Here is a 24,310-nt window from a genome sequence, read left to right as displayed (position 1 = left end):
GAGAAACCGCTGGCGTCGCGGTCTCTAGCCCTGCGCCAGCAACACCACCAGCGCCCCGGCGCCGCCCTCTGCGGGCCTGGCCTGCACAAAGGCCAGCACTTCCTGCTTCTGGAGCAGCCAGCTCTGCACCTTGCCCTTGAGCACCGGCGTTTTGCCCGGTGAACCCAGGCCCTTGCCGTGCACCACGCGCACGCAGCGCCAGCCCATCTTGTGGGCGTCCTTGATGAAATCGGCCAAGGCCTCGCGCGCGTCCTCGCGGCGCAGGCCGTGCAGATCGAGCTGGCCCTGTATGCTCCAGCCGCCGCGGCGCAGCTTGCGCACCACGTCGGGCCCCATGCCGGGCCGGCGAAAGCTCAGCGCCTCGTCGGTGTCCAGCAGGGTTTCCACGTCGAATTCGTCGGAGATCGCCTCGCGCATCACCGCGAGTTCGTCGCGCTGCTGCTGCACCGGGATGGGTGCGGCCTGCTGCACGGGCAGCGCGGCCTTGTGGCCGGGCAGGTGTTTGGCGGGCAGGGACTTGACGGCGCCGACGGCGCGCGCGAACAGCTCTTTTTCGGCTTTGGCTTTGGCCGCCGCGGCGGCCTTCGCGGCGGCGGCTTCTTTCTCAAGCCTGGCCCGGGTTTCGATCGCCTGCTTGACGGCCTTGAGGTCCTGCAGGCTTTTGAGGGCGGGGGGTTTCATGGACTCACCTTACAGCAACCCCAGCTCGGCCATGGACACCGCCTGGGTGTTTGTCACCACGAAGTGGTCCAGCACGCGCACGTCCACCAGCGCCAGCGCCGCCTTGAGGTTGTGCGTGAGCGCCTCGTCGGCGCGCGAAGGCTGGGCCCAGCCGCTGGGGTGGTTGTGGGCCAGCACCACGCTAGCCGCGTTCAGGGCCAGGGCGCGTATGACGACCTCGCGCGGGTAGACCGAGGTTTGCGTCAGCGTGCCGCGAAACAGTTCCTCGAGCACGATCAGCCGGTTCTGGCTGTCCAGGAACAGCATGGCGAAGACCTCGTGCGGCCGGTTGCCCAGCTGCAGCTGCAGGTAGTCGCGCACGGCCTGGGGCGTGTCGAACAGGGTTTTCTGGCTGAGGTTCTCGGCCAGCGCGCGGCGGGCCAGCTCCAGCACGGCGACCAGCTGCGAGCGCTTGGCGGCGCCGCCCAGTCCCTTGACGCGCTTGAGGTCTTCGGCCGTGGCGTGCAGCAACCCGGCCACGCCGCCGAAGGTATCCAGCAGTTCCTGGCCCATCTGCAGCACGTTTTTGCCGGGGATGCCGGTGCGCAGCAGCAGGGCCAGCAGTTCGGCATTGCTGAGCGCGCCGGGGCCGCGGGCCAGCAGTTTTTCGCGGGGGCGGCTGTCTTGGGGAAGGTCTTTCAGGATCATGGATCGATCTCTTGTTGTGGGCTGGCAGGGAGCGGCCAAGGAGGGCACCGCGCAAAAAAGGGCCAAAAAACCGGGTTTGGCCCGGTCAAGCGCTAGTTTCTACAATAGGGGCAGTTTACAAACACTGGGCCGCCGCTCCGGCCGGCCCCGAAAGCCCCAGCCTTATGTCCACCGTGGAACTCTCCGCCGCCCCCCTGATCCAGCAGGGCTCCTTCCTGACCCTGCATTACCGCATGGCCGGGCCCTCGGTGGGCGGGAAACCGGGCGCGGACATCATCAACACCTTCGACGGCAAGCCCGCCACCCTGAGCCTGGGCACGGGCGAGCTCTCGCCGGCCATTGAGCAGCGGCTGATCGGCCTGGCCGAAGGCACGCGCACCACCTTCGAACTGCCGGCCGGCGAGGCCTTCGGCGAGCGCAATCCCGAACTCGTGCAGTGGGTGGCGCGCAAGCTGCTCAATGAACTGGGCGACCCGGATGAGCAGTACAAGGTCGGCGACGTGGTGCAGTTCCCCACGCCCGACGGCATGGGCCAGTACGCCGGCGCGGTGCAGCAGGTCAAGGAAGGCGGCGACGCCGTCCAGTTCGACTTCAACCACCCGCTGGCCGGCCAGCCCGTGGTGTTTGAAGTGCAAGTGATTGGTGTTTTATGAACAAGGTTGTGCTTCCCCAGGAAATTTTGCTGGCCGAGCCGCGCGGCTTCTGTGCCGGCGTGGACCGCGCGATTGAAATCGTCGAGCGCGCGCTGACCAAATTCGGCGCGCCGATTTATGTGCGCCACGAGATCGTGCACAACACTTACGTCGTCAACGACCTCAAGCAAAAGGGCGCGATCTTCATCGAGGAGCTGGACGACGTGCCGCCGGGTGCCACGCTGGTGTTCAGCGCCCACGGCGTGAGCCAGGCCATCCAGAAGGAGGCCGAGCGCCGCGGCTTCCAGATTTTCGACGCCACCTGCCCGCTGGTAACCAAGGTGCATGTGGAAGTCGCCAAGCTGCACAAGGAAGGCTACGAGTTCATCATGATCGGCCACAAGGGCCATCCCGAGGTCGAAGGCACCATGGGCCAGCTTGACAGCGGCATCCACCTGGTGGAGGACGCGGCCGACGTCTGGCGCATCAGCCCGGCGCAGACCGAGCGCCTGGCCGTGGTCACGCAGACCACACTGAGCGTGGACGACGCGGCCGAGATCAGCGCCGCCGTGAAACAGCGCTTTCCGCAGGTGCGCGAGCCCAAGCAGCAGGACATCTGCTACGCCACGCAGAACCGGCAGGACGCCGTCAAGGTGCTGAGCCCGCAGGTCGACATCCTCATCGTGGTCGGCAGCCCGACCAGCTCCAACAGCAACCGCCTGCGCGAACTCGCCGCCAAGCTGGGCACCGAGGCCTATATGGTCGACGATGCCAGCGAGCTCCAGGAGTCCTGGTTCGAGGGCAAGGGCCGGGTGGGCCTGACGGCCGGCGCCTCGGCGCCCGAGATCCTCGTCAAGCAGGTGATAGACCGCATCAAGGCGCTGGGCGCGGTGTCGGTGCGCAAGATGGACGGCATCGAGGAAACCATCAAGTTCCCGCTGCCCAAGGGCCTGAAGCTCGACGCGCAGGGCCACATGCTGGAAGTCAACGACAGCCAGCTCCACCAACTCACCTGAGTTTTCCCATGACCGATCGCGACGACATCGAGCGCTGCCTGCGCACGTTCAAGGCCGGCTACGGCCACTTCATCCGCCAGACCCCGCTGTGGCAACTGCCCGGCAAGGCGCTGGGCGTGGAATGCGGCGAGGTCTGGCTCAAGCTGGAGCACCTGCAGACCGGCGGAAGCTTCAAGGCGCGCGGCATGCTCAACCGCCTGCTGTCCAACCCCATCCCGGCCAGCGGCGTGATCGTGGCCTCGGGCGGCAATGCCGGCATTGCCACCGCGGCCGCGGCCCGTGAACTGGGCGTGCGTTGCGAGGTGTTTGTACCCGAGGTTTCGCCTCCCGCCAAGCGCGCCAAGCTGGCCGCGCTGGGCGCCGAGGTGGTGGTGACCGGCGCGGCCTATGCCGATGCGCTCAAGGCCTGCCTGGCGCGCCAGCAGGAGACCGGTGCGCTGCTCACCCATGCCTATGACCAGCCCGAAGTGCTGGCCGGCGCCGGCACCATGGCCGCGGAAATCGAGCAACAGGGCGGTGTGCCCGACTCGGTGCTGGTCAGTGTGGGCGGCGGTGGCCTGATAGGCGGCGTCGCCGGCTGGTTTGAACAGCGCAGCCGCGTGGTCGCGCTGGAGCCCGAACTGGCACCCACCTTGTACAAGGCCCGTGAGGCCGGCGAGCCGGTGGATGTGGCCGTCAGCGGCATCGCCGCCGATTCGCTGGGCGCCAGGCGCATAGGCAGCCTGTCTTGGAGCGTGACGCAGGCCCATGTGCGCGACGCGCTGCTGCTGACCGACGAATCCATACGCGCGGCGCAGCTCTGGCTCTGGAAAGAACTCAAGCTGGCCGTGGAACCCGCCGCGGCCCTGCCGCTGGCCGCGCTGCAAAGCGGCCGCTACCGCCCGCGCGCCGACGAAAAGGTCTGCCTCATCATCTGCGGCGCCAACCTGGACCCGGCCAGCCTGAACTGAGGGTTGCCGGGGGAGGGGCGGGAGCCGCGCCCCCGCACAAAATACAATGGTCCCATGCTAGACATCAACCTGCTCCGCAAAGACCTGCCGTCGGCTATTCGCCGGCTGGAAACCCGCAAGACCCCGCAAACCTTCCTCAATGTGGAGGCCTTCCAGGCCCTGGAGGCCGAACGCAAGGCCCTGCAGATCCGCACCGAAGAGCTGCAGAACCAGCGCAACACCCTGTCCAAGCAGATTGGCCAGCTCAAATCCAAAGGCGAAGACGCCAGCGCTGTCATGGCGCAAGTGAGCGCTTCCAAGGCCGAACTCGAAACCTCGGCCACCCGGCTGGAGCAAATCCAGGCCGACATGCAGTCCCTGTTGCTGGCCGTGCCCAACCTGCCGCACGAGAGCGTGCCCCAGGGCGCAGGCGAAGCCGGCAATGTCGAGGTGCGCAAGTGGAGCCCCATCGAAGGCCCGGGCGGCGAACCGGCCGCGTTCGCCTTTGAGGTGAAGGACCATGTCGACGTGGGCCAGCCCCTGGGCCTGGACTTCGAGCTCGGCAGCAAGCTGACGGGCGCGCGTTTTACCGTCATGAAGGGCCCGCTGGCGCGCCTGCACCGCGCACTCGCGCAATTCATGCTCGACGTGCAGACCCAGGAGCACGGCTACACCGAGTGCTACACGCCCTACATCGTCAACGGCGATTCGCTGCGCGGCACCGGCCAGCTGCCCAAGTTTGAAGAAGACCTGTTCGCCGTCAAGAAGGGCGGGCAGGAGGGCGCGGCCGAAGCCGAGAGCGTTTCGCTGTACCTGATCCCGACGTCGGAGGTCTCGCTGACCAACTTCGTGCGCGACGAGATCGTCGCCGAGGCTGATTTGCCGCTGCAGTTCACCGCGCACACGCCGTGTTTCCGTTCTGAGGCGGGCAGCTACGGCCGTGACACGCGCGGCATGATCCGCCAGCACCAGTTCGACAAGGTCGAGATGGTGCAAGTCACCCATCCCGACAAAAGCTACGAGGCGCTGGAGGCCATGACCGGCCACGCCGAGGCCATCCTGCAAAAGCTGGGCCTGCCTTACCGCGTCATGTTGCTGTGCACCGGCGACATGGGCTTCGGCGCCAGCAAGACCTACGACCTGGAAGTCTGGCTGCCCGCGCAGAACACCTACCGCGAGATCAGCTCGGTCTCCAACTGCGAAGCCTTCCAGGCGCGCCGCCTGCAGGCCCGCTTCAAGAACGCCCAGGGCAAGAACGAATTCGTCCACACCCTCAATGGCTCCGGCCTGGCCGTGGGCCGCACCCTGGTGGCCGTGCTCGAGAACTACCAACTGGCCGACGGCTCCGTCACCGTGCCGGAGGTGTTGCAGCCTTATATGGGCGGCATCAAGGTGTTGACGCCCGCAGGAAAGTAGGCTTGCACAGCTGTTAGAATCCTGAGTCCACAACTGGAGAGGTGGCAGAGTGGCCGAATGTACCTGACTCGAAATCAGGCGTACCGCAAGGTACCGTGGGTTCGAATCCCACCCTCTCCGCCAAAATTGCATCCGGAACAATCCAGATTGATCTGAGAAATGCCTTAAAAGCCCCGTCTATCGGGGCTTTTTTGTTTTCAGACCTATGACCAGATCTTCCGGTACGCCGTCGCCCACGGGATCATCGAGCGCAACCCAGGCGCCGATGTGAAGCCGAGCAATGCCCTGAAACCCCGTACCAAGACCAACTATGTCAGGCTGAAGGGCAAGGAGTTGCCGCAGCTTCTGCGCAAGATCCACATCTATTCGACTGGGCCTGGGGGCTTTGTACCGGATGGGCTACAAGGCGTGATCGAGCTGCAACTGGCCCACCGGGAGCGAAATGAGGTCAGCGTTGCATACAACCACGCCACTTACCTTAAGGAGTGGCGGAAGCTTATGCAGACTTGGGCGGATCACTTGAACAAGCTGCGCGAAGGGCTAAGGCAGTGCTAGTACGGGCAGCCTAACGGCCGGATTCTTTATTTTTATGTCAATTTAATAAGTGAGTACATACTATCAATTGGTTGTTAAGTGTGCGAGGTGTGTATTTGCAATTGATTGCAGAGCCTTTTTTGCACTGTGCAGTTGTTGGTACGTTTCGTTCCAGTGATTGCACGGGTTATTTGCGCACTCGTCCTACGGGTAAGTATTTTCCCGTGTGTGACGATTAATCTGCGTTAACCGCTTGTTGTGATGATTTCAACGCGTAAACTTCGCTGCATCACGTATGACGGTGTATTACCAGTGAATACGCTGTGTGCAAAGTGATTACGTTTTGTGCAATACAACAAGGCGCAACAACAGAAAGGGACATCATGACTGCAGTATCTGCCTTCGGCAGCGCAGAGTTTGATGAGGTGCGTCACCAAGTCTTTCTAGTCCAGCGACTCGAGACTGCGCCCCGGTTCTGGTCCTTGGCCCTGCAAGCGGCAGTCAAGCCGTTGGCTCTATTCACTATTAAAGCGGCAAATGCCGTCACAGATTGGGCGTGCGGTTGCCTGGAGCGCAAGGCCGTACGTATGGAAACATCGAATAAATGGTTTCGTGAGCAGCACGAAGCCTTTTGCCTCCGCATCGTCACAGGGCCCACAGTTCCCAGTGAGCGCTTTATTCGGCAAATGCAAGCCGCACGCAAAGAGTCGCGCTACTACGCCAAGGTGTGTCGTACCAATATTCAAAAAAGGAAAGGTCTGTCTGTCTCAAATGACAGGCTGATTCGGGCGTATGAAAGTCTTGTGCGCGCTAGCCTCGCAACTGACTTGGAGCTTGCGTGGTATGAAAATACAGCATTGGCTGCTAGGCGCAGCGAACGAGCGCTTGTCCGCACTTATGAATTGAGCGCGGATATTGAGCGGTCACTGGCTAATTTCAATGAAGACGATCCGCTCATGGATGACCCTGAGATTCACGCAGCCGCCGTGGCTGCCGCACAGCGAATACAGGAACGTATCGTCGCGCTGCCAGCAAACTAAAAATAACCAGGTGAGGGCCGGCATTGTGACCGGGCGGAATGCAGAGAAGCCATACCGATTGCAAATACTGGACGTACGGAACCCATCCAGATCGCGCAACAGGCTTGCCGTTACGCTGCTTGGCTTTGACGACGGCCGCTCTGCAAAACCCATCGCCTCCGCCTGATTTCAATCCTTTTGATACCCGCCAAGATCACCGGTTCATGTTTTCAAACATGGCACCCCAGATGTGTACGTGCATTATCGGGAACTATCGAGGTACTGAGAGCTGTCCCGAGCTTGTAGATTGCCCCGTGGGCGTAGACCATGACCGAAACCTCGGGGTGCCGCCTGCAATCGTGGGCATCAAGATGCGTGCTTTCGAGGAGCAATGCAATCGCATCATGTTCAAGTTCACCGAATGGCTGAACAGTGATGCTGGTCGCTCCACTGTTTTGGAAGACCGCATCAAAAAGTTTGCTGTTGAAGCGGCCAAGCTGTTTGAAAGCTTCCTGACGATTCATCCTTATATGGATGGCAACGGTCATTGCGCCCGGCTTTTGTTGTTCAGACTGGCGACCTGGGCAGGATTCCCACCGCGAAACTGGGACATTGATAAAGAATTTCCCATCTACGAAGAAATCAGTCTGCACCGTTCTGCCGAGAGACGTGGCCCTTTGATGCGGCAACTGACACAACACATACTCGAGGTCATGTAATTCTGCTGGCCATCAGTCGAGTTGCCGTAACGTGGATCGCGTAAGAGCCCACATCCAAATATTTTAAAGCCCGCCTAGAGCGGGCTTTTTTACGCCCGTCACTCATCCATCTTTACTACTGGCTGCGCAAAATTTCTGTGCCGGACGCTGTCGCTGATACGATGCCGCTATCGGTCAGAAGTGGACATTGAAAGCAGCGCCTTGAACAACTCTAAGAACGATCACAAGAGGATCAAACGCGGCAAGCTCCCTGGACAAATAGGTGATGCCACCATCCAAAACCTACTTGAAGGCAAGGACGTTGCGCTTCGCCTTTCTCCAGCGGAATTGGACGTTCGAACGGCTGCGCGGGATGGCAAGTTGATTCGCGAACCGATCATTAAGAAAACCCGAGCGGTGCTGAAGGAGCGCACGCGAGATGCGGTCAAGAGAGAGCTGGAGTGACAAGTCCGCTTTGACCGCGCCCGTTACATGTCCATCTTTGCAATCAGCCGGTTCACACCATACCAATGTGGTGTGAACACGTCTTCCTTTTCGGGGTTTATATCCTCCAATTAGAGGAGGCGCTCACCGGACCCACCTGTCACCATCTGTGACAAGGCTGGAGACACCATGAAACTGTTCTGCGCACTCACGCTGCTGTTGGCATGCGGGTTGGCTGCCGCTCACTCAGGCGGTACGGATGCGCAGGGCTGTCATACGAACCGCAAGACCGGCGACCACCACTGCCACGGCGCCAAGAAGACAGCCGCGGCCGCAGCTCCATCTACGGCTCCTTCAGCCCCTGCTCAGGCCGCACCGCCGGCGAAGGGCGGCGGCCCTACCTGCTATGTCGGCCCGCGTGGTGGCACGTACACGATTACCAAGAGCGGACGGAAGAACTACGCCGGCTGCTGAGTGCTGTTTGGGAACATTCTGGGTGGTAACACGAAAATATCGCCAGAGCAGTGGCGGTGGGTTACACCAGTTGTGGCAGATGCGACGCCATATTGAGGAAAAGATGAAAGCCTTCAAGAAAATTGCCCTCTGGACAGTCGGCCTGATCGTTCTTTTGCTCGCTTACGGTTGGCTTGACTCAAAGCCTGAGGCCACCAGAATCACGGTGGTGGGATTTCTCATTTTTGGCTATTGCTACTTCGAACTCACCAAAGCAATGGAGCGACATCAAAAATCGCTTCACGAACGGTTAGACATCATCGAGAGAAAGCTTAGAGATCTGACTGACTCTCCTTTAAATTCGGCCTTTATCTCAGAAGGTCTTGGAGAATTTATTCGCGACAGAGACGAGGCCAAGCGCCAATGGGATGACGAAGCCTTGCTTGGAAAAATAGATGCCGTCATTGGAGATATCAAATGAGATTTTTTGTTTTGGTGGCAATAGCAGTGTTGGCTGGCTGTGCCTCTACTCAATTTCATCCTCTTGAGACTAGAAGCTCAAATATTCTGGAGGGTAATGGTGGAACCAAAGAGGTAGTAAATGGCATTGAGTTCTGGATTACCGGCGAGCCGCCCAGGAAATTCAAGGTGCTAGGACTCATAGATGATGAGAGACCTAGTGCCATAGTTCCGATGTCAATGAAAAAGTCAGATATCGCAGCAAAAGCCAAGGAGAGCGGAGGGGATGCCGTTGTTGAACTGAGTTCAAGCTCAAGAATAACCGGCATCTATTCTCAAGGCACCGCAAAAGCCAACGTCTACGGCTCCAATATCGTCGCCAACAGTTCTGGTTATTCCGTGCCCGTAGGCAAGAACACTAGTCGATACGCCGTCATCAAATACCTAGATTGACCGCAGTAAGATGCGGCCGATATCCGTGTGTCACCGCTGAGAAGATCCCAAGGAATAGCCGTGAAAGAAATCCGCCTCTGCTGGGCTGCGCACGTTGTTCACCATGAAGACCAGGTGAAGGACGGCGGGCTATGGATTCCGGCAACCGAAGAGACGCGTTGCGATTACGAGATCATCGCCGAAGCCGGTAACGAGTTCTATGGCGCCGGCTCACACTGGGTGGAAGAGCGCGAGGCGTAGTACGGTTCTTCATAGCGCAGGCCCCGAGCTCGCAGCCGACGTGACACAAAGTGTAGCGACTGACACCAAAGGCTGCAGCAAGGCCGGGTTAGTGCGAACCCAGGGTCGAACACTGCGGATCTTTAAATTCTGCTTAGCTACTACATTCTGAGGGGGGGCGCGAAGATCAGCCGTCTAGAATCATCCAAAGGGGGTGATATGCAACTATCCAGGAATCTCGGGGTGTTCAATCGTCGAATGGCGGATGAGCTTCGCACCACGTTCGCTGCGGACATTGAGCCGTTCGAGCTGATAGATGGAACGTTGGTGTTCCGCGGTCTGATCGAAGGGCACAGAGATCCCCACCATGTTGGGACTCACGTAGCTGTTTCGCTGGAGAAGGATGTCCGTGACGCGATGGAGCGTGCGCCGACGGCGGAGCGGGCAGAGATGGTCCAAATTTACCTTGACAGTCTTGGTACACAAGTCAAGGCTCAATACGATCCAAAGGCCATCGGGTTGGACGCGCTCGAAGTCGTCGGTACGATGCGTACCCTTCAAGGATAGAAGTCTTATGCCGTTCTGCCCAAAATGCGCCACCACAGGCGATGACAATGCGACCGCCTGCACTGTATGTGGTGCACCTCTTCCTTCGTCACAGGAATTAGCCGCGAATGGAATTCCTGAGCCACAACCCTTCACGATACGTACAATCGTTGCGATCGTTCTTGGTCTACTGAGCGTGTATTTTGGCGTTCTGTTCTTCCCCTTTGGCGTTTTACCCATGCTTGGTGGATTGGCGCTAGCAATTTGGCTGTACAAGGCGGAGGGCAAACTGTCCTTGTTCTTCGCCTATGTCTTTTCTGCTGCTGGCCTGCTTTTCGCATTTGTAGTCTTTGCAGTGCTTGGCGCGATGCTCAGTAGCAGGTAGCAGGGATACGTTCACGTTAGTGTTCTGGGAAGATCTCGCGCAGCCCGTTCGCTCTATGCAAGGCGCGTTTCACGCTGCTAATGTGAGTGCCTAATTGCCGCGCGCCTGCGGCTCTTCTATGCGCCGGCGGATCGTCGATCCTCCAGTAGGATGTGCATCTGATGATTCAGAGCAACCAGCCTGTCGGCCAGTTCGGCGGCCTTGCCGGGCACATCCTCAACCGCATATGTCCCGGTGGACATGCCGTTGTAGGTGAACTCAACAAAGTGAGCAAAACTCGGCGGGATGGCTAGAGCCTCTTGCCGGATCGCCGTTGAAATGCTGTCGTAAAGTTCTGGCTCAGTTACCAAGACATTGCCTTGGTGTGCCCTGGCAACGTAATTTCCTCGCGCTTCCTTGTCGATATCGATGTTCAGGATGAGTGAGTGGGTCATCGGTCAATGTCCGGTAATGAGCTTGCTATACATTATGGCCACCCAAACGGATGGGGCCTTGATGAGTACAGGTTTCGACGCGATAGCCAAGTTCTTCAAAGACCGAGCGGAAGATCTCAAGCGCATCGTCCGCGGCGTCAGGGGGGCGCGGAGCTTGGTGACATTGAAGGAGAGGCCTATCTGGCCGCTGAAGACATAGGCCGCAAGCACGGCTAGACGTAGAAGGTTGTCAACCTTCGGCCGAAAGGCGTGCCGGTTCGAGTCCGGTCCCCCCAACATACATCAGGTCTCCTTCCTAGCTGTGGCGGAAGCCAAGCACCCAAAAATCCAACCGGATTTCGGCAATTTATGATCGTTCTTTCATTCATTAAATGAACGAGGATCATGCCCAATATCGCCACAGTTTTGAAAGAAGAGATCGCCCGTGTTGCTCGCAAGGAAATGCGAGCCGACACGCAACAGTTGAAGAAGGCGTCCGCACACTACCGTTCGGACATCGCAGCCCTCAAGCGTCGGATAGCATCCCTCGAGCAATTGGTCAGCCGCCTGAGTAAGGCTGTTGGCAAAACAGTACCAAGCGCCTCAACTGAACAGCCCGTTGGCACTTTCCGTTTCAGTGCCAGAGGATTAGCGGCACAGAGAAAACGCTTAGGCTTATCTGCAGCAGAAGCGGGCCTCTTGCTGGGAGTGTCCGGCCAATCCATCTATAAATGGGAAAACGGAAAGGCCCGGCCGCGGGCCGGTCAGTTTGCCTCCATTGCTGCGTTGCGGAAAATGAGTAAGAAAGAGGCGGCTAGTCGCCTGGAGATGCTGACGCGCTGACTGACGGGATGGGGAAACGGAATAGACCATCGCCGATATTGATGGTGTCTAGTGTTTATGCGGTGTTTTGGCTCGTACGGAATTATCCGCCACATAAACAAGCTGCTCGCGCGTCAGACGGTCGTATAGTGAGAGCTCAGCCACGGAGGACCCCATGGAATTCAGCGATTACGATCTCGGCGACATGCTTGAAGAACTCGTGGAGGGTGGGTACATCGCGCGCAACTCGGCGGCCCACGGTGTCGCTTTGCTTTACCTGGACAAGGGGCTCAACGCTTTAACGGACAAGCAGAAGGCGGTTTACACGCGCCTAGTTGAACCCCACATGCGTGACGCGGCCACAAAACGAGAGATCGATGATGTGCTGGCGCGAAATCCAAAATAGCCAATCCGAGTCCGTTGATGAACAGCACTGAGATCGTTGCTTGGTGGGGCGCCGTTATAGCAACCACAGTTTTAACCTGGGACGTTGTTAAATGGCTTCGTAGCGGAGCGCGGCTCCGAATGAAGGTGAAGCCAAATTCACACTATCACGACAGCGAGGTGGTCCCACTGAAAAATGCGCCGGATGGAGCTTGTGGACGGGTTAAAGAGTCAATTCACATCGAGTTGGCAAACGTTGGTGCTCTGCCAACCACGATTATGAACATCAGCGCTAGACGCGCTATCCCTGGCGGATGGGTCGGCAACGATAGCTCTGCCTTTACTGTGCATTGGGGTAAAGAATTGCCCTACATGATTTCGCCAGGCGATATCTGGAGCTGTCGCGGTGATCAAGAGAAGCTTTTTAAGCTTCCTGGAACTGCGCCGTTAGAAATCATTGTGATGGTTTCCCATTTGAAGAAGCCCATGATTGAGAAGATAGTAACGACGCCAGTGAAAACGGGGGAATAGAAGGGGGAGTTAATTGCGATGCATGAGGTGGAAGTATAGGTTTCATGCGAGTTTCAAGGCCATATGGGGCAGACACCCTCGCCAAGATTGCATCCGGAACAATCCAGATTGATCTGAGAAATGCCTTAAAAGCCCCGTCTATCGGGGCTTTTTCGTTCCCGGCGGTTCAGAGGGCCTGGATCTTGTGCCGGGCTTCATCAGCGCCCTGCAGATGCGCAAACAGCAAACCCCACAGGAAATAGATGAAGATGCCGGGGTAGGGTTGCCTGAGCGTCACTTTGAAGCTGCTGTCGACCAGCACCATGAAGGCGGTCATGCCCGCCAGCCAGCAGATTTCAGCGGGCAGGGATTTGCGCTGCTGCCAGGCCTTGCGCGCCGTCAAGCCTGCCAGTGCCGCCACAGGCAGCAGCCCGACCAGGCCAAAGTTGTAGACGAGGTCCAGATACCAGTTGTGCGCGCTGGTGATGACTTCCCGCGAGGGTGGCTTGGTGTGGCCGAACACCAAGCTGCGCGGGCTTTCGGTGATCCAGCCGCCGTAGAGCTTCCAGTCGTTGACGCGCTGGGCCATGTTGCCGGGCAGCTTTCCCTGCGCAACGTCCCGGAACTTTTGCACATAGGCATTGGCGTTGCCGAACCTGTCCGTGTCGCCCTTGACGTTGCCGTAGTACAGGCTGCCCAGGAGCACTGCCGCCGCGATGCCGGCCGCGATGGACAGCAGGCCTGTCGCATGGCCGTGCGAGCGCTTCAATACCGCCGCGCCGAAAAACAGCAATAAAAATCCCGCGTAAAAGCCAATGGCCAGAAAAGCGCCGCTGGCGAGCACATACATTCCCGTGATGACCGCCAGGACACGCATAAGGTTTTTTTGGCGTTCCCACTGGTGCACCATGACAAAGCCGAATGCCACGACCAGAACGATAGGCACAAACTGGATGTGCTGGTAAATGCTGAATACATACAAATAATTCGTCAGCATCAAGCCGCCCTGGATCCAGCCGGCAAGCAGTTGCAGGGGCAAGAGCACCAGCAACACCCAGAAAAAGGCATTGGCAATCGTTTTGCGCTCGGCGCCCAGAAACAGCCCGAGCATGAAACCCATGGTGGGCAGCAGGGTTTGCGCGGCGTACAGCAGCTTGGCCGTCTGGCCGTCCGGCGCGCCTTGCGCGAAGGCGAACGACGCCGCCATGGCGCCCGCAAAGGCGGCGATGAAGGCCAGCGCCGGCCTTGCCGGGCCAAAGCTGCGCGCATGCGCGAGGATGCCGGCCACGCAGGCCGCGATGGAGATCGGCAGGGGCAGCGACCCCAGGATGCCGCGTGAGTCGTAAATGGGGTCCAGGTCTCGGTAAATGCCGCGGGAGAGCTGGACAAACAGGGGGAACACAATCGCTGCCGCGACCAGCCAGGTCGTTAGGGGGGCTATTTTTCTGGTCATAGCTTATTGTGCAGGGCATCGCGGCAATGATCGGCGGCATCGGGCGCCGCGGGCGTGCCCTCACGCATCCCCGATGGCCCAAAAAAAAGCCCGGGACAAACCGGGCGTGGAAGCTGGCAAGGCCAGCGAGGGAGGGAGCGGCTCATGACAAGCCGCGAATTGAATATAGCTGCTCATTTTCCGGGGCCTTGTAGGAGAATGCCCAAAATGCATTCCCTGATGGTTTCCAATCCCGATTCCGTCGTGGCTGAACTGATAGGCCGCATCGCGGCCATCGTGATGCGGACCTATGAGGTGGAGCAGTTGTTGCCGCGGGGCTGCGAGCACCGGCTGTCGCTGGCGGCCCATGAACTGGTCAGCGCGATCTCGACGGATGCCGGGCGCATCGATTTTTCGTGCGAGCTGACGCTGGAAGCGCGGGAGCGCGGCAGCTCCTTTCTGGTCAAGGTGCAAGGCCAGGCCGCCTATGAAAGCCCGGTCTGGCGCATCAACGAAATCTACGAGGTGGTGGTGGACCCGCTGGACCGGGGTGCCACCGGGCATGGGGCCTTGCAATAAGGCCCAGGGCCGCGATTGTCGGCTTATGGCACTCAATAAGTCCTAAGTACCAGCTTTTCTCCTGGTGATCGCGCCAATTAGGCCGAAGAAGGTGTTTTCCTACAGAGTCGCCCCTGTCTTGGGGTCTAAAGTGGGCACTGAGCAATCTGGTGCCTCCCCGCTGCAGTGGGGGCGGACGCCATGGCCATTCAAGGAGGACAACAAGATGCTCGCACTGCTCAAGGTGAAGCTTCAGCCGTCGGGGGAGTACATCCTCAAGGAAGCGGGTCAGGACATGACCTTCAATCAAACCATAGGCCCCTTGACGGATGCGGGCGAGTTCTACCGGCGTGTCGCCTCGCGCATCGCCGAGCTGGCCCGGGCCGGCATGCAGATCAAATACATCGACCACGGCGAGTACGACTCGCATCCAGGCGCACTTTGAGGCGCAGGGGAGGGGCGTCGCGCGGCCTCAAGCCAGCTCGAAATGCAGCAGCCTGATGGGATGGAGCTGCTCTTCGGCGAACTGGGTTTTGCCGATGGCGGCTTTTTCGAGGTCTTCCCGCTCGAGTTCAACCAGGATCAGCTCGTCTTCACGGGTGCGCAGGTAAATGCGCAGCTTGATGTCCTTGCCGGAAAGCAGCATGGGGCGTCCTTTGGTGTCAGGGCTTGCGGGTGCGGCTGGGCCGGGCGCCGGCCGATGTGCCCGGCGGCGCAGTTCTGTCGCGGGAGCTGGGCATGGTCACCACGATCTTGCGGGTTTGCCGGAAGGCCAGGGCCCTTGTCGCGGGGTTGCGGTAGCGGGAAGGCCACAGGGCCTGGGGCGTGGTGTCCAGGGCTTTGGCCACCAGTTGCTCGGCCGCCAGCCAGGGGCTGGTGAGCACGCGCTGGATGTGGCTGTAGCCGTTGTCGTGGGCAATCTTGCGAAGGCTGGTGCCGCGCTTGCGCAAGGCAGCAATGACGTCGGCGGGGTGCATATCCTCCTGTGAGATTGTTGTTTTATTTATGCTCATGCCCACTATTTTGAGCTTGCAAGGTATGAAGTCAAGCGTGGTTAGGCCCATAGTTATGAGTATTGCTTATATTTTTATGCGTATTTTGTAAATCAGAGGGGTTGAGGTTTGCATGTCTGTGTTCGTTGACACAAAATAGTGTTCATGAGCACAAAAGACGCGGCGCCTTCCGATCAGGCGCCTACGGAAAAAGCACCCGCCGGGCAGAGCGCCAACCAGCCCTACCCTTTGGCTTCGGTGTCGCCGGTCAAGGCGGATGAGCCGGTGGCCTGGTACCGTTACCACGCCGCGGCGGCCGCCAGCAAGGAGGAGGTCAAGATCGTCAGGACCGAGGCGCGCAACGTTTTTATGCAGCAGTTCGGCCAGCGCTGCCGGGACGCGCGCGGCGCCCGCGAGATCAACGACGTGGCGGCCGCGGTGGGCGTTCACCGCAACACCATCTGGAACGTCGAGCGCGGCGACAGCCTGCCCGATGCCTTCGAGCTTGAAGTGCTGGCCCGCGAATACAACACCACACCGACGCAGCTGCTGGGCGGTGAAGCGCAGGGCGCGGGCCGGTCCGCGGGTGTGCCCCACGGCGTGCGCGCGGCGCAGGTCGACGAATTGATCTACGTCCCGCTATTCGACCTGCGCGAGCAGGCGGAGGGGGCCGCCTTCACCGACGCCGACTCGGTGCTGGCCATGCGGCCTTTCGATGCGCAGTTCATCCGCTACGACCTAGGCATCGCGCACGACGACCTGGCGATGTTCGGCGTGGTGGGCGCGTCCATGGAGCCGTGGCTGCATGCCAGGGATTCCGTGCTGGCGGACCTGCGCGACCGCGATGCGCTGACCGAGGGTGTGCACCTGATACGCCTGGACGGCGCGCTGCTGATGAAAAGGCTGCAGCGCCTGCCCGGAAAAATCCTGCGGGTCAGCAGCTACAACCCGGCCTACGAGCCTTTCGACATCCAGGGCCACGAGTCGGCCGACCGCGACTTCGCGGTGCTGGGCCGGGTGCGTTGGGCCGGCGTGACCTTCAACTGAGGGGGCGCGCCGCGTCGCGCGGTGTTGCGGCTTTGCCGCGCCGCGCGCCGGCAAATATTTCCATCCCGGCCTTGCCGCATCGCGGCCTAGGGTTGTTCCTATGCCCCGCCGCCGGGCAAGGCGGGACACTGTGGCGCCTCGCATCGCTATGCCGCGGTGCGATGAATTTTGTCGCACAAACGTGCTACAGGTGCATGGCTTGGCCCGGCTGATTTTGCTGCATGCTTTCGCGGCCCCCGCGCTCACTTTCTCACCCGTATTACGGCTGAAACATGGCTGTTTAAATCAAAGGATATCGAGTACTATCGTTTTCGACTTGTTACACGTGTGAAACGTGTGGCCTCCCCTCAACTCTCACCGAATCGAAGGAAACCACCATGGCAACCGATGGGTCAGTAGCACCAAAAGAGCGTGTCAACATTGTTTATCGTCCCGCCACGGGGGATGCCAAGGCCGAGGTTGAGCTGCCGCTCAAGCTGCTGGTCATGGGCGACTACACCCTGCGTGAAGACGAGACGCCGCTGGAGGAAATGAAGCCGATCAACATCGACAAGGACAACTTCAACGAAGTCCTGAAGGCGCAAAAGTTGTCGCTGAGCATGTCGGTGCCCAACAAGCTGGACCCCAAGGCCGACAAGGACGCGGTGCTGGCCATGAACATCGACTTCAGTTCGATCAACGACTTCTCGCCCGACGCCATCGTCGACAAGGTGCCCGAGCTCAAGCAGATGATCGAGCTGCGCGACGCCCTGAAGGCGCTCAAAGGGCCGCTGGGCAACATTCCGGACTTCCGCAAGAAGGTCCAGGAACTGGTGCAGGACGAAGGCGTGCGCGCCCGGCTGATGTCCGAACTCGGCGTCAAGGACCAATAAAAGAACCGCACCGAAGGAATCATCATGGCTGAAACCAACAAGCAAACAGAAGCGGCGCCAGGCGCGGCGGAAGACGCGGGCGGCTCGCTGCTCGACCAGCTGGTCAACTCCGCGCGCATCAAGCAGGGCGACGACGCCTATTCCATCACCCGCCACGGCATCCAGGCCTTTGTCTCGCAGCTGCTGGAACCCCAGCGCTCGGTCGAGCGCGTCACGCAGGCCACGGTCGACGACATGATCGCCGACCTGGACAAAAAGCTCTGCGCGCAGGTCGACTCCATCCTGCACCACCCCGACTACCAGAAGCTGGAATCGGCCTGGCGCTCGCTGAAATTCCTGGTCGACCGCACCAACTTCCGCGAGAACGTCAAGATCCAGATGCTCAGCGTGAGCAAGAGCAAGCTGCTCGACGACTTCCAGGACGCGGCCGACATCACCAAGTCCGGCCTCTACAAAAACCTCTACACGGCCGAATACGGCCAGTTCGGCGGCCAGCCCTTCGGCGCCATGATCGGCAACTACGAGTTCGGCCCGGGCGGGCAGGACATCAAGCTGCTGCAGTACATGGCCAGCGTCGCGGCCATGGGCCATGCGCCCTTTATCGCCGCCACCGCGCCCGAGTTCTTCGGCGTCGAGTCCTATGAGCAGCTGCCCAACCTGAAGGACCTGGCCTCGGTCTTCGAAGGCCCGCAGTTCGTCAAGTGGAACGCCTTCCGCGAGACCGAGGACGCGCGCTACGTGGGCCTGACGCTGCCGCACTTCCTGCTGCGCGTGCCCTATAGCGCCGACACGGTGCCGACCAAGAAATTCAACTACAAGGAAGACGTCTCCGGCGGCAACAACAGCTTCCTGTGGGGCAACGCGGCCTTTGCCTTCGCCTCGCGCCTGACCGGCAGCTTCGCCGACTATCGCTGGTGCGCCAACGTCATCGGCCCGCAGGGCGGCGGCGCGGTGGAAGACCTCCCGGTCTACACCTACGAGTCCATGGGCGAGCTGCAGAACAAGATCCCCGCCGAGGTGCTGATCTCCGAGCGCCGCGAGTTCGAGCTCGCGGAGCAGGGCTTCATCGCGCTGACCATGCGCAAGAACAGCGACAACGCGGCCTTCTTCTCGGCCAACTCGGCGCAAAAGCCCAAGTTCTTCGGCAACAGCAAGGAAGGCAAGGAAGCCGAGCTCAACTACAAGCTCAGCACCCAGCTACCCTATATGTTCGTGGTGAGCCGCCTGGCCCACTACATCAAGGTGATCCAGCGCGAGAACATCGGCACCTGGAAAGAGCGCGCCGACCTCGAAAGCGAGTTGAACATGTGGATACGCCAGTACGTGGCCGACATGGACAACCCGGGCGAGGGCGTGCGCAGCCGCAGGCCCCTGCGCCAGGCTGAGATCACCGTGGCTGACGTCGAAGGCGATCCAGGCTGGTACCGCGTCGACCTCAAGGTCCGTCCGCACTTCAAGTACATGGGCGCTTCCTTCAGCCTGTCTCTCGTTGGGAAGCTCGAGAAAAAGTGACCGCCGGCGGGCGGTTTCCCGCGGGGAAAGCGCCTGTATTTCGGTTGTAACTTTGCCGCCTGGCTTCTGACATGGACCCGAAACAGGGGCCTTCCAGAATACAGGTCATGCACAGAGCAGATGTTTAAGAGATGTGCAGATCACCCGGGCAGCCATGGGGCGGGGTGGTAAAGAGGTTCAAGCCCCGCTGATTGTTGCGGGGGCCTTGAGCGGATCTGAAACAGTTTTACGACAGTACCAACTTAAAGGAAATCATCATGCCAATGCCATGCTACCTCATCCTCGAAGGCGAAAAACAAGGGAAGATCGAAGGCTCCGTCAAGGTCAAGGGCCACGAAGGCAAGATCCTCGTGCAAGCCGTGGACCACGTCATCGAGATCCCCAAGAGCCCGCAAACCGGCCTGCCCACCGGCAAGCGCGTGCACTGCCCCATGACGGTCACCAAGGAAATCGACAAGGCCACGCCCAAGCTGTTCCAGGCCCTGACCTCGGGCGAGCAGCTCAAGAGCGTGAGCCTGGAGTTCTACCGCATCTCCCCCAAGGGCACGGAAGAAAAGTACTACACCGTCAAGCTGTCCTCGGCCATCCTGACCAACGCTAGGTCCTGGACGCCCAACTGCCTGAACCCCGACAACAAGCAGATGGGCCACATGGAGGACATCTCCTTCACCTACGAGAAGATCACCTGGACCTTCGAGCCGGACGGCATCGAGGCAGAGGATTCCTGGCTCGCTCCGAAGTAATGACGGGCAAGCGGCACGCCGGCCCGGCTGAGTAGAGAGACCACAACGGTGAAGGAGCGGCGACTGCTGGAAAGAATAGCGGCCTGGGAAGACGGTGGACAACGCACCAACCAGACGCAGGTCGATATTCTTGTCCGGTCGGTCACCAACCACCTCCTGCGCCTGCTCAATACCCGGCAAGGCAGCGTGCAGCTCGATCCCCTCTTCGGCGTGCCCGACTTCACCAATATCGCCGGCGGGCTCACCGCGGGTTCCACCGGCGATATTGAAGAAGAGATCCGCCGCATGGTGCTGAAGTACGAACCCCGCATCAAGTCGCCCCGCGTGGTGATGAGCCGGGAGTCTACCGATGTGCTGTCCATCCGGTTCGCGCTGGAAGGCCGGCTTGAAGTGGATGACCGCGAGATTCCGCTTCAGCTCTCCACCACGGTTGGCGCAAACGGCAAGGTCAACATCAACTGATTTCAACGGCCCTTTAACAGTCCCCCGAGCGAGTGAAAGAACCCCATGTTCAATCGGTACTATGAAGATGAATTGAACAAGCTCAAGGGACTGGCCGTCGAGTTTTCGCAGGCCAACCCCGCGCTGGCGCCCATGCTGGCCGGCTCCTCGGCCGACCCCGACGTGGAACGCCTGCTCGAAGGCGTCGCCTTCCTCACGGGCCTGACGCGCCAGAAGCTGGACGACGAATTCCCCGAGTTCGTGCAGGAACTGGCCAACCTGCTGTTCCCCCATTACCTGCGCCCGATTCCCGCCAGCACCCTGGTGAGCTTCGAGCCCAAGGGCATGCTGGCCGAAAGCGTGCGCGTCGTCGCCGGCACCAAGATCGATTCCGTGCCGGTGGACGGCACGCCCTGCCGCTTTCGCACCTGCACCGAGTTGCAGGTGCACCCTGTCGCGCTCGAAAGCGCGCGCCTGGCCAGCGGCCCCGGCCAGGCGCCGCGGCTGGTCCTGAAGTTCGCGCTGCAGGGCGGGCTGGACGTCGCGCAATGGGCCACGCCCTCGCTGCGCCTCTTCCTGGGCGGCGGCTACACCGAGGCCTCCAAGCTGTTGCTGCTGCTGGCCAACCACGTCAAGGCGGTGAGCCTGACGCGCGGCGACGGCACGGTGGCCGAGCTCGGCCCCAAGGCCTTGCGCCAGGCCGGCTTCGACGGCGAGCTGCTGCCTTATCCCAGCCATGCCTTCCAGGGCTACCGCTGCCTGCAGGAGTTTTTTGTCCTGCCCGAGAAATTCCTCTTCGTGGACATAGTGGGCCTGGACAAGGCGCTGGCCGGCGGCAGCGGCCCGCTGTTCGAGGTTTCCGTGCTGCTGGACCACGTCCCCGACTGGATGCCGGAGATACGCGGCGACAGCTTCATGCTCAACATCGTGCCCGTGGTCAACTTGTTCGAGCACGCGGCCGACCCGGTCAATCACGAGCACCGCGCCAGCGAATACCGCCTCATGCCCGAGGCCGCCAACCGCCAGCACTACCAGATCTATTCGGTGGACCAGGTCGTCGGCTACCAGCAAGGGGCTTCGCGTGAACGTGCCTACGTGCCCTTCGGCATGCTGCGCCACGACGGCAGCAACACCCTGAGCTACCGCACCACGCTGCGCCAGGCCACGGTGGGACGGGGCAGCGAGGTTTTCCTGTCGGTGGCCTATCCGCCCGGCGACCTGCCCCTGCCCGAGACCCTGTCGGTGCGCATCACCTGCACCAACCGCCAGCTGCCGGAAAGCCTCAAGCTCGGTGACCTGAGCCGGCCCACCAGCAGCTCGCCCGACCGCATGAGCTTTCGCAACATCCGGCCCATGACCGCGCCGCTGAACCCGCCCTCGGGTGAGGCTTTGCTGTGGCGCCTGATTTCGCACGTCTCGCTGAACTTCCTGTCCATCGCCAGCGCCGAGAACCTGCGCGAATTGCTGAACCTCTATGTGTTTTCCGAGCGCCAGGAGCAGGGGCCGGAGACCGCCAACCGCCGGCGCATCGACGGCATCCAGGAGGTCACCGCCACGCCCGAGACGCGGCTGGTCGGGCGCGGCAGCCTGCTGCGCGGCCAGCAGATCCGTATCAAGTGCCGGCTCGATTTTTTCGCCGGCATAGGCGACATGTACCTGTTCGGCTGTGTCCTGGACCGTTTCATCGGGGACTACGCCGGCATCAATTCCTACACCCGCGTCGAGCTTGAAGACGCTTTCACAGGAGCAGTCTTCAAATGGCCGCCAAGATTGGGTCAGCAGCCGCTGCTGTAGAGGAGCAACTCCTCGCCCACGGCGAGAGGTTCTCCTATTTCCAGGCCATACGCCTGCTGCGCCTGTTCGGCAAGGCGCGCGGCATGACCACCGACAGCCTGCGCATACGGCCGCGGCTGAGCCTGGGCTTTCCCGAAAACGACATCGAGCGTATTGAGCCGCGCGACGGCGGCGGCTACCGCATCACGGCCAACTTCTTCGGCCTCTACGGCGTGGCCTCGCCGCTGCCCACTTACTACACCGAAGACCTGTTCGAGGAAGAGCGCGAAGGCCGCCACGCCACGCGCGACTTCCTGGACGTCATCCACCATGCGATGTACCCGCTGCTGTTCGACGCCTGGCGCAAGCACCGGCTGCAGGACCGCGTGGTGGAAGACGGCGACGCCGGCGTGCTGGACCAGCTCTATGCCTTCATCGGCCTGCGCGACGGCGACCTGCGCGCGGGCCTGCCCGCCGCCGATGGGCTGCTGCGCTACGCCGGCCTCTTCAACATGCATCCGCGCTCGGCCTCCGGCCTGCACACCCTGCTGGCCGACGCCTTCAGGCCGGCCAGGGTCTGGGTCGAGTGCTGCACGTTGCAGCACGTGCCTATCCCGGCCGACCAGCGCCTGCGCCTGGGCCTGCAGGCCCACGAGCTCGGCGAGACGACTTACCTGGGCAGCCAGATCGACGACTACAGCGGCAGCATCACCATCACGCTCAGCGACCTGCCCGAGGACTCCTTCCACCAACTGCTGCCCGGCACGCCTGGCCACGAGCGGCTGGAGTTCCTGGTGCGCTTTTACCTGATAGACCCGCTGGAAGTGCGCATCGTGCTCGAGCTGCGGCACGAGGAGGCCCGCGCCGCCCGCACGCTGGAGGCCGCCGAAGCCGCGCCGGGATCGGCCGCCACGAACTGGACGCGCCTGGGCCTGGACACCTGGCTCACGCCCGAACGCGTGCACCAGCCCACCCGCGTGCAGTTCACCCTTTAATTTTCGGCATCCCTTCTTCATACACCGCAAGAAAGAGAAACATCATGCTGCTGGTCGAATTAAAACCCCTGGTCGGACGCCTGAATGCCTTCACCAAGCAGGCGCTGGAAGACGGCGTGGGCCTGTGCGTCTCGCGCAGCCACTATGAGATCACCGTCGAACACCTGCTGGTCAAGCTCTTTGACAACGTGCAGGCCGACGTCGCGCTGCTGCTGCGCCAGAACGGCGTGGACGCGGCGCTGGTCAAGCGCGGCATCGACCGCGCCCTGGAGGACATGCGCACCGGCAACGCCGGCAAGCCGGCCTTCTCGCCGCTGCTGCTCGAGCTCATGCAGGACGCCTGGCTGATCGCCTCGGTCAACCTCGGCGAGGCCCGCATACGCTCCGGCGCCGTGCTGCTGGCCTTCCTGGCGCGCGCCAGTTACTACGCCACCGGCGACTACGCCGAGCCCCTGCGCGCGCTCAACCGCGAGAGCCTGCTGAGCGGCTTCGGCGCGACCTGCGGCGCCTCGATTGAGGAAACCCCGGGCGCCGCGGAAGGCGGCACGACCGGCGGCCAGGCGGCGGCCGGCGGCGAAGGCAGCGCCATCGCGCGCTTTTGCGAGAACTTCACCGACAAGGCGCGCAACGGCAAGATAGACCCGGTGTTCGGCCGCGACAAGGAAATCCGCCAGATGGTGGACATCCTGGCGCGGCGCCGCAAGAACAACCCCATCTGCGTGGGCGATCCCGGCGTCGGCAAGACCGCGGTGGTCGAGGGCCTGGCGCTGCGCATCGTCGACGGCGACGTGCCTGATTCGCTCAAGGACGTGACCATCCTGGGCCTGGACATGGGCCTGCTGCAGGCCGGCGCCAGCGTCAAGGGCGAATTCGAGAACCGCCTCAAGGGCGTGATCACCGAGGTCAAAGGCTCGGCCAAGCCCATCATCCTGTTCATCGACGAAGCCCACACCCTGATAGGCGCGGGCGGCCAGGCCGGCACGTCCGATGCGGCCAACCTGCTCAAGCCGGCGCTGGCGCGCGGCGAGCTGCGCACCATCGCCGCCACCACCTGGGCCGAGTACAAAAAATATTTCGAGAAAGACCCGGCGCTGGCCCGCCGCTTCCAGCCGGTCAAGCTCGACGAGCCGGACCTCGCCACGGCCGTCATCATCCTGCGCGGCCTCAAGGAAAAATACGAGGACGTGCACCGCGTCGTGATGCGCGACGACGCCATCGTCGCGGCGGCCGAACTCTCCAGCCGCT

General features: G+C 61.2%; 33 protein-coding genes and 2 tRNA genes. 29 read left to right on the top strand and 6 right to left on the bottom strand.

The annotated features are described in order from the left end of the window. Positions 1-24 precede the first annotated feature (24 nt). Together PMI15_RS19795 and radC are read right to left on the bottom strand one after the other, a co-directional pair. The gene (locus tag PMI15_RS19795; protein WP_007873590.1) at positions 25-681 is read right to left on the bottom strand and encodes a Smr/MutS family protein; all 657 of its coding nucleotides are present in this window, start codon (positions 679-681) and stop codon (positions 25-27) included. Between the two features lie 9 nt (positions 682-690). Continuing rightward, entirely contained in the window at positions 691-1,368 is a 678-nt protein-coding gene (gene radC, locus PMI15_RS19790; protein ID WP_007873588.1) for a DNA repair protein RadC, read from the bottom strand. A gap of 164 nt (positions 1,369-1,532) precedes the next feature. On the opposite strand from radC, the gene PMI15_RS19785 reads away from it, so the two are divergent. The 15 genes from PMI15_RS19785 (at position 1,533) to PMI15_RS24930 (ending at position 10,571) form a co-directional block, all read left to right on the top strand. Next, positions 1,533-2,021, top strand: coding sequence for a peptidylprolyl isomerase (locus PMI15_RS19785; protein ID WP_007873586.1), 489 nt, complete (start codon positions 1,533-1,535; stop codon positions 2,019-2,021). Next, entirely contained in the window at positions 2,018-3,016 is a 999-nt protein-coding gene (ispH, locus tag PMI15_RS19780; RefSeq protein ID WP_007873585.1) for a 4-hydroxy-3-methylbut-2-enyl diphosphate reductase, read from the top strand. Before PMI15_RS19785 ends, ispH begins: the two co-directional genes overlap by 4 nt. 8 nt (positions 3,017-3,024) lie before the next feature. Continuing rightward, on the top strand, positions 3,025-3,966 hold the full coding sequence (locus PMI15_RS19775) for a threonine/serine dehydratase (protein ID WP_007873584.1): 942 nt from the start codon (positions 3,025-3,027) through the stop codon (positions 3,964-3,966). A gap of 54 nt (positions 3,967-4,020) precedes the next feature. Then, positions 4,021-5,361 (top strand): serine--tRNA ligase, encoded by a 1,341-nt coding sequence (gene serS / locus PMI15_RS19770; protein ID WP_007873583.1) that lies wholly within the window; start codon positions 4,021-4,023, stop codon positions 5,359-5,361. A gap of 35 nt (positions 5,362-5,396) precedes the next feature. Continuing rightward, a tRNA-Ser gene (locus tag PMI15_RS19765) sits at positions 5,397-5,484 on the top strand. A 144-nt stretch (positions 5,485-5,628) separates the two neighbouring features. Further along, the gene (locus PMI15_RS19760) at positions 5,629-5,916 is read left to right on the top strand and encodes a hypothetical protein (RefSeq protein WP_007873582.1); all 288 of its coding nucleotides are present in this window, start codon (positions 5,629-5,631) and stop codon (positions 5,914-5,916) included. A gap of 362 nt (positions 5,917-6,278) precedes the next feature. Further along, positions 6,279-6,935: a hypothetical protein gene (locus tag PMI15_RS24945; RefSeq protein ID WP_007873580.1), complete on the top strand. Its 657-nt coding sequence runs from the start codon at positions 6,279-6,281 to the stop codon at positions 6,933-6,935. 383 nt (positions 6,936-7,318) lie between these two features. After that, positions 7,319-7,633, top strand: a complete 315-nt coding sequence (locus PMI15_RS24940) for a Fic family protein (RefSeq protein WP_157214686.1) — start codon at positions 7,319-7,321, stop codon at positions 7,631-7,633. Between the two features lie 180 nt (positions 7,634-7,813). Beyond that, the gene (locus tag PMI15_RS19750; RefSeq protein WP_162130768.1) at positions 7,814-8,077 is read left to right on the top strand and encodes a hypothetical protein; all 264 of its coding nucleotides are present in this window, start codon (positions 7,814-7,816) and stop codon (positions 8,075-8,077) included. 168 nt (positions 8,078-8,245) lie between these two features. Beyond that, on the top strand, positions 8,246-8,530 hold the full coding sequence (locus PMI15_RS24490; protein ID WP_081499647.1) for a YHYH domain-containing protein: 285 nt from the start codon (positions 8,246-8,248) through the stop codon (positions 8,528-8,530). 103 nt (positions 8,531-8,633) lie between these two features. Continuing rightward, entirely contained in the window at positions 8,634-8,990 is a 357-nt protein-coding gene (locus PMI15_RS19745; protein WP_007873578.1) for a hypothetical protein, read from the top strand. Then, entirely contained in the window at positions 8,987-9,421 is a 435-nt protein-coding gene (locus tag PMI15_RS24935; RefSeq protein WP_157214685.1) for a hypothetical protein, read from the top strand. The genes PMI15_RS19745 and PMI15_RS24935 overlap by 4 nt, the downstream gene beginning before the upstream one ends. 60 nt (positions 9,422-9,481) lie before the next feature. After that, positions 9,482-9,661 carry a hypothetical protein gene (locus PMI15_RS19740; RefSeq protein ID WP_007873576.1) on the top strand — a complete coding sequence of 60 codons (180 nt, stop codon included), beginning with the start codon at positions 9,482-9,484 and terminating at the stop codon, positions 9,659-9,661. A gap of 222 nt (positions 9,662-9,883) precedes the next feature. Further along, positions 9,884-10,207: a hypothetical protein gene (locus tag PMI15_RS19735; RefSeq protein WP_157214684.1), complete on the top strand. Its 324-nt coding sequence runs from the start codon at positions 9,884-9,886 to the stop codon at positions 10,205-10,207. A 7-nt stretch (positions 10,208-10,214) separates the two neighbouring features. Then, positions 10,215-10,571: a hypothetical protein gene (locus PMI15_RS24930; protein WP_157214683.1), complete on the top strand. Its 357-nt coding sequence runs from the start codon at positions 10,215-10,217 to the stop codon at positions 10,569-10,571. Positions 10,572-10,687: 116 nt separating this feature from the next. Here PMI15_RS24930 and PMI15_RS19725 read toward each other — a convergent pair whose 3' ends face one another. Then, on the bottom strand, positions 10,688-11,005 hold the full coding sequence (locus PMI15_RS19725) for a hypothetical protein (protein WP_007873574.1): 318 nt from the start codon (positions 11,003-11,005) through the stop codon (positions 10,688-10,690). A gap of 141 nt (positions 11,006-11,146) precedes the next feature. Between PMI15_RS19725 and PMI15_RS24925 the strand changes: the two genes are divergently transcribed. From PMI15_RS24925 to PMI15_RS24920, 4 genes are all read left to right on the top strand, one after another. Then, positions 11,147-11,280, top strand: a tRNA-Asp gene (locus PMI15_RS24925). A 109-nt stretch (positions 11,281-11,389) separates the two neighbouring features. Continuing rightward, positions 11,390-11,827, top strand: coding sequence for a DNA-binding transcriptional regulator (locus tag PMI15_RS19715; protein WP_036840238.1), 438 nt, complete (start codon positions 11,390-11,392; stop codon positions 11,825-11,827). Between the two features lie 154 nt (positions 11,828-11,981). Beyond that, entirely contained in the window at positions 11,982-12,212 is a 231-nt protein-coding gene (locus PMI15_RS19710) for a hypothetical protein (RefSeq protein WP_007873572.1), read from the top strand. A 17-nt stretch (positions 12,213-12,229) separates the two neighbouring features. Continuing rightward, on the top strand, positions 12,230-12,721 hold the full coding sequence (locus PMI15_RS24920; RefSeq protein WP_157214682.1) for a hypothetical protein: 492 nt from the start codon (positions 12,230-12,232) through the stop codon (positions 12,719-12,721). 166 nt (positions 12,722-12,887) lie between these two features. On the opposite strand, the gene PMI15_RS19705 is transcribed toward PMI15_RS24920, so the two are convergent. Further along, positions 12,888-14,153: an O-antigen ligase gene (locus PMI15_RS19705; RefSeq protein ID WP_007873569.1), complete on the bottom strand. Its 1,266-nt coding sequence runs from the start codon at positions 14,151-14,153 to the stop codon at positions 12,888-12,890. A gap of 207 nt (positions 14,154-14,360) precedes the next feature. Between PMI15_RS19705 and PMI15_RS19700 the strand changes: the two genes are divergently transcribed. Together PMI15_RS19700 and PMI15_RS19695 are read left to right on the top strand one after the other, a co-directional pair. After that, positions 14,361-14,711, top strand: coding sequence for a hypothetical protein (locus tag PMI15_RS19700; RefSeq protein ID WP_007873568.1), 351 nt, complete (start codon positions 14,361-14,363; stop codon positions 14,709-14,711). A gap of 205 nt (positions 14,712-14,916) precedes the next feature. Further along, the gene (locus tag PMI15_RS19695; protein ID WP_007873566.1) at positions 14,917-15,135 is read left to right on the top strand and encodes a hypothetical protein; all 219 of its coding nucleotides are present in this window, start codon (positions 14,917-14,919) and stop codon (positions 15,133-15,135) included. A 27-nt stretch (positions 15,136-15,162) separates the two neighbouring features. Here the strand turns inward: PMI15_RS19695 and PMI15_RS24915 are convergent, their stop codons facing one another. Further along, positions 15,163-15,336, bottom strand: coding sequence for a hypothetical protein (locus tag PMI15_RS24915; RefSeq protein WP_007873564.1), 174 nt, complete (start codon positions 15,334-15,336; stop codon positions 15,163-15,165). Positions 15,337-15,352: 16 nt separating this feature from the next. Continuing rightward, positions 15,353-15,667, bottom strand: coding sequence for a helix-turn-helix domain-containing protein (locus PMI15_RS24130; protein WP_238541160.1), 315 nt, complete (start codon positions 15,665-15,667; stop codon positions 15,353-15,355). A 180-nt stretch (positions 15,668-15,847) separates the two neighbouring features. Between PMI15_RS24130 and PMI15_RS19685 the strand changes: the two genes are divergently transcribed. From PMI15_RS19685 to PMI15_RS19650, 8 genes are all read left to right on the top strand, one after another. Beyond that, positions 15,848-16,729, top strand: a complete 882-nt coding sequence (locus PMI15_RS19685) for a LexA family transcriptional regulator (RefSeq protein ID WP_007873561.1) — start codon at positions 15,848-15,850, stop codon at positions 16,727-16,729. Between the two features lie 377 nt (positions 16,730-17,106). Beyond that, positions 17,107-17,601 carry a type VI secretion system contractile sheath small subunit gene (gene tssB / locus PMI15_RS19680; protein ID WP_007873560.1) on the top strand — a complete coding sequence of 165 codons (495 nt, stop codon included), beginning with the start codon at positions 17,107-17,109 and terminating at the stop codon, positions 17,599-17,601. 24 nt (positions 17,602-17,625) lie between these two features. After that, positions 17,626-19,113, top strand: coding sequence for a type VI secretion system contractile sheath large subunit (tssC, locus tag PMI15_RS19675; protein WP_007873559.1), 1,488 nt, complete (start codon positions 17,626-17,628; stop codon positions 19,111-19,113). Positions 19,114-19,370: 257 nt separating this feature from the next. After that, complete coding sequence (locus tag PMI15_RS19670; RefSeq protein WP_007873558.1) at positions 19,371-19,856, top strand: Hcp family type VI secretion system effector; 486 nt, start codon at positions 19,371-19,373, stop codon at positions 19,854-19,856. Between the two features lie 48 nt (positions 19,857-19,904). Next, on the top strand, positions 19,905-20,318 hold the full coding sequence (tssE, locus tag PMI15_RS19665) for a type VI secretion system baseplate subunit TssE (RefSeq protein ID WP_007873556.1): 414 nt from the start codon (positions 19,905-19,907) through the stop codon (positions 20,316-20,318). A 45-nt stretch (positions 20,319-20,363) separates the two neighbouring features. Further along, positions 20,364-22,091, top strand: a complete 1,728-nt coding sequence (gene tssF / locus PMI15_RS19660) for a type VI secretion system baseplate subunit TssF (protein ID WP_007873554.1) — start codon at positions 20,364-20,366, stop codon at positions 22,089-22,091. Then, positions 22,055-23,065, top strand: coding sequence for a type VI secretion system baseplate subunit TssG (gene tssG / locus PMI15_RS19655; RefSeq protein ID WP_007873553.1), 1,011 nt, complete (start codon positions 22,055-22,057; stop codon positions 23,063-23,065). The genes tssF and tssG overlap by 37 nt, the downstream gene beginning before the upstream one ends. Before the next feature lie 44 nt (positions 23,066-23,109). Further along, the coding region (locus PMI15_RS19650; RefSeq protein WP_007873552.1) for an AAA family ATPase at positions 23,110-24,310 on the top strand (1,201 nt) is incomplete at its 3' end.

Origin of the sequence: Polaromonas sp. CF318, assembly GCF_000282655.1 — a bacterium.
Lineage (GTDB): Bacteria > Pseudomonadota > Gammaproteobacteria > Burkholderiales > Burkholderiaceae_C > Polaromonas.
This window is presented reverse-complemented; position numbering and strand designations above follow the sequence as displayed.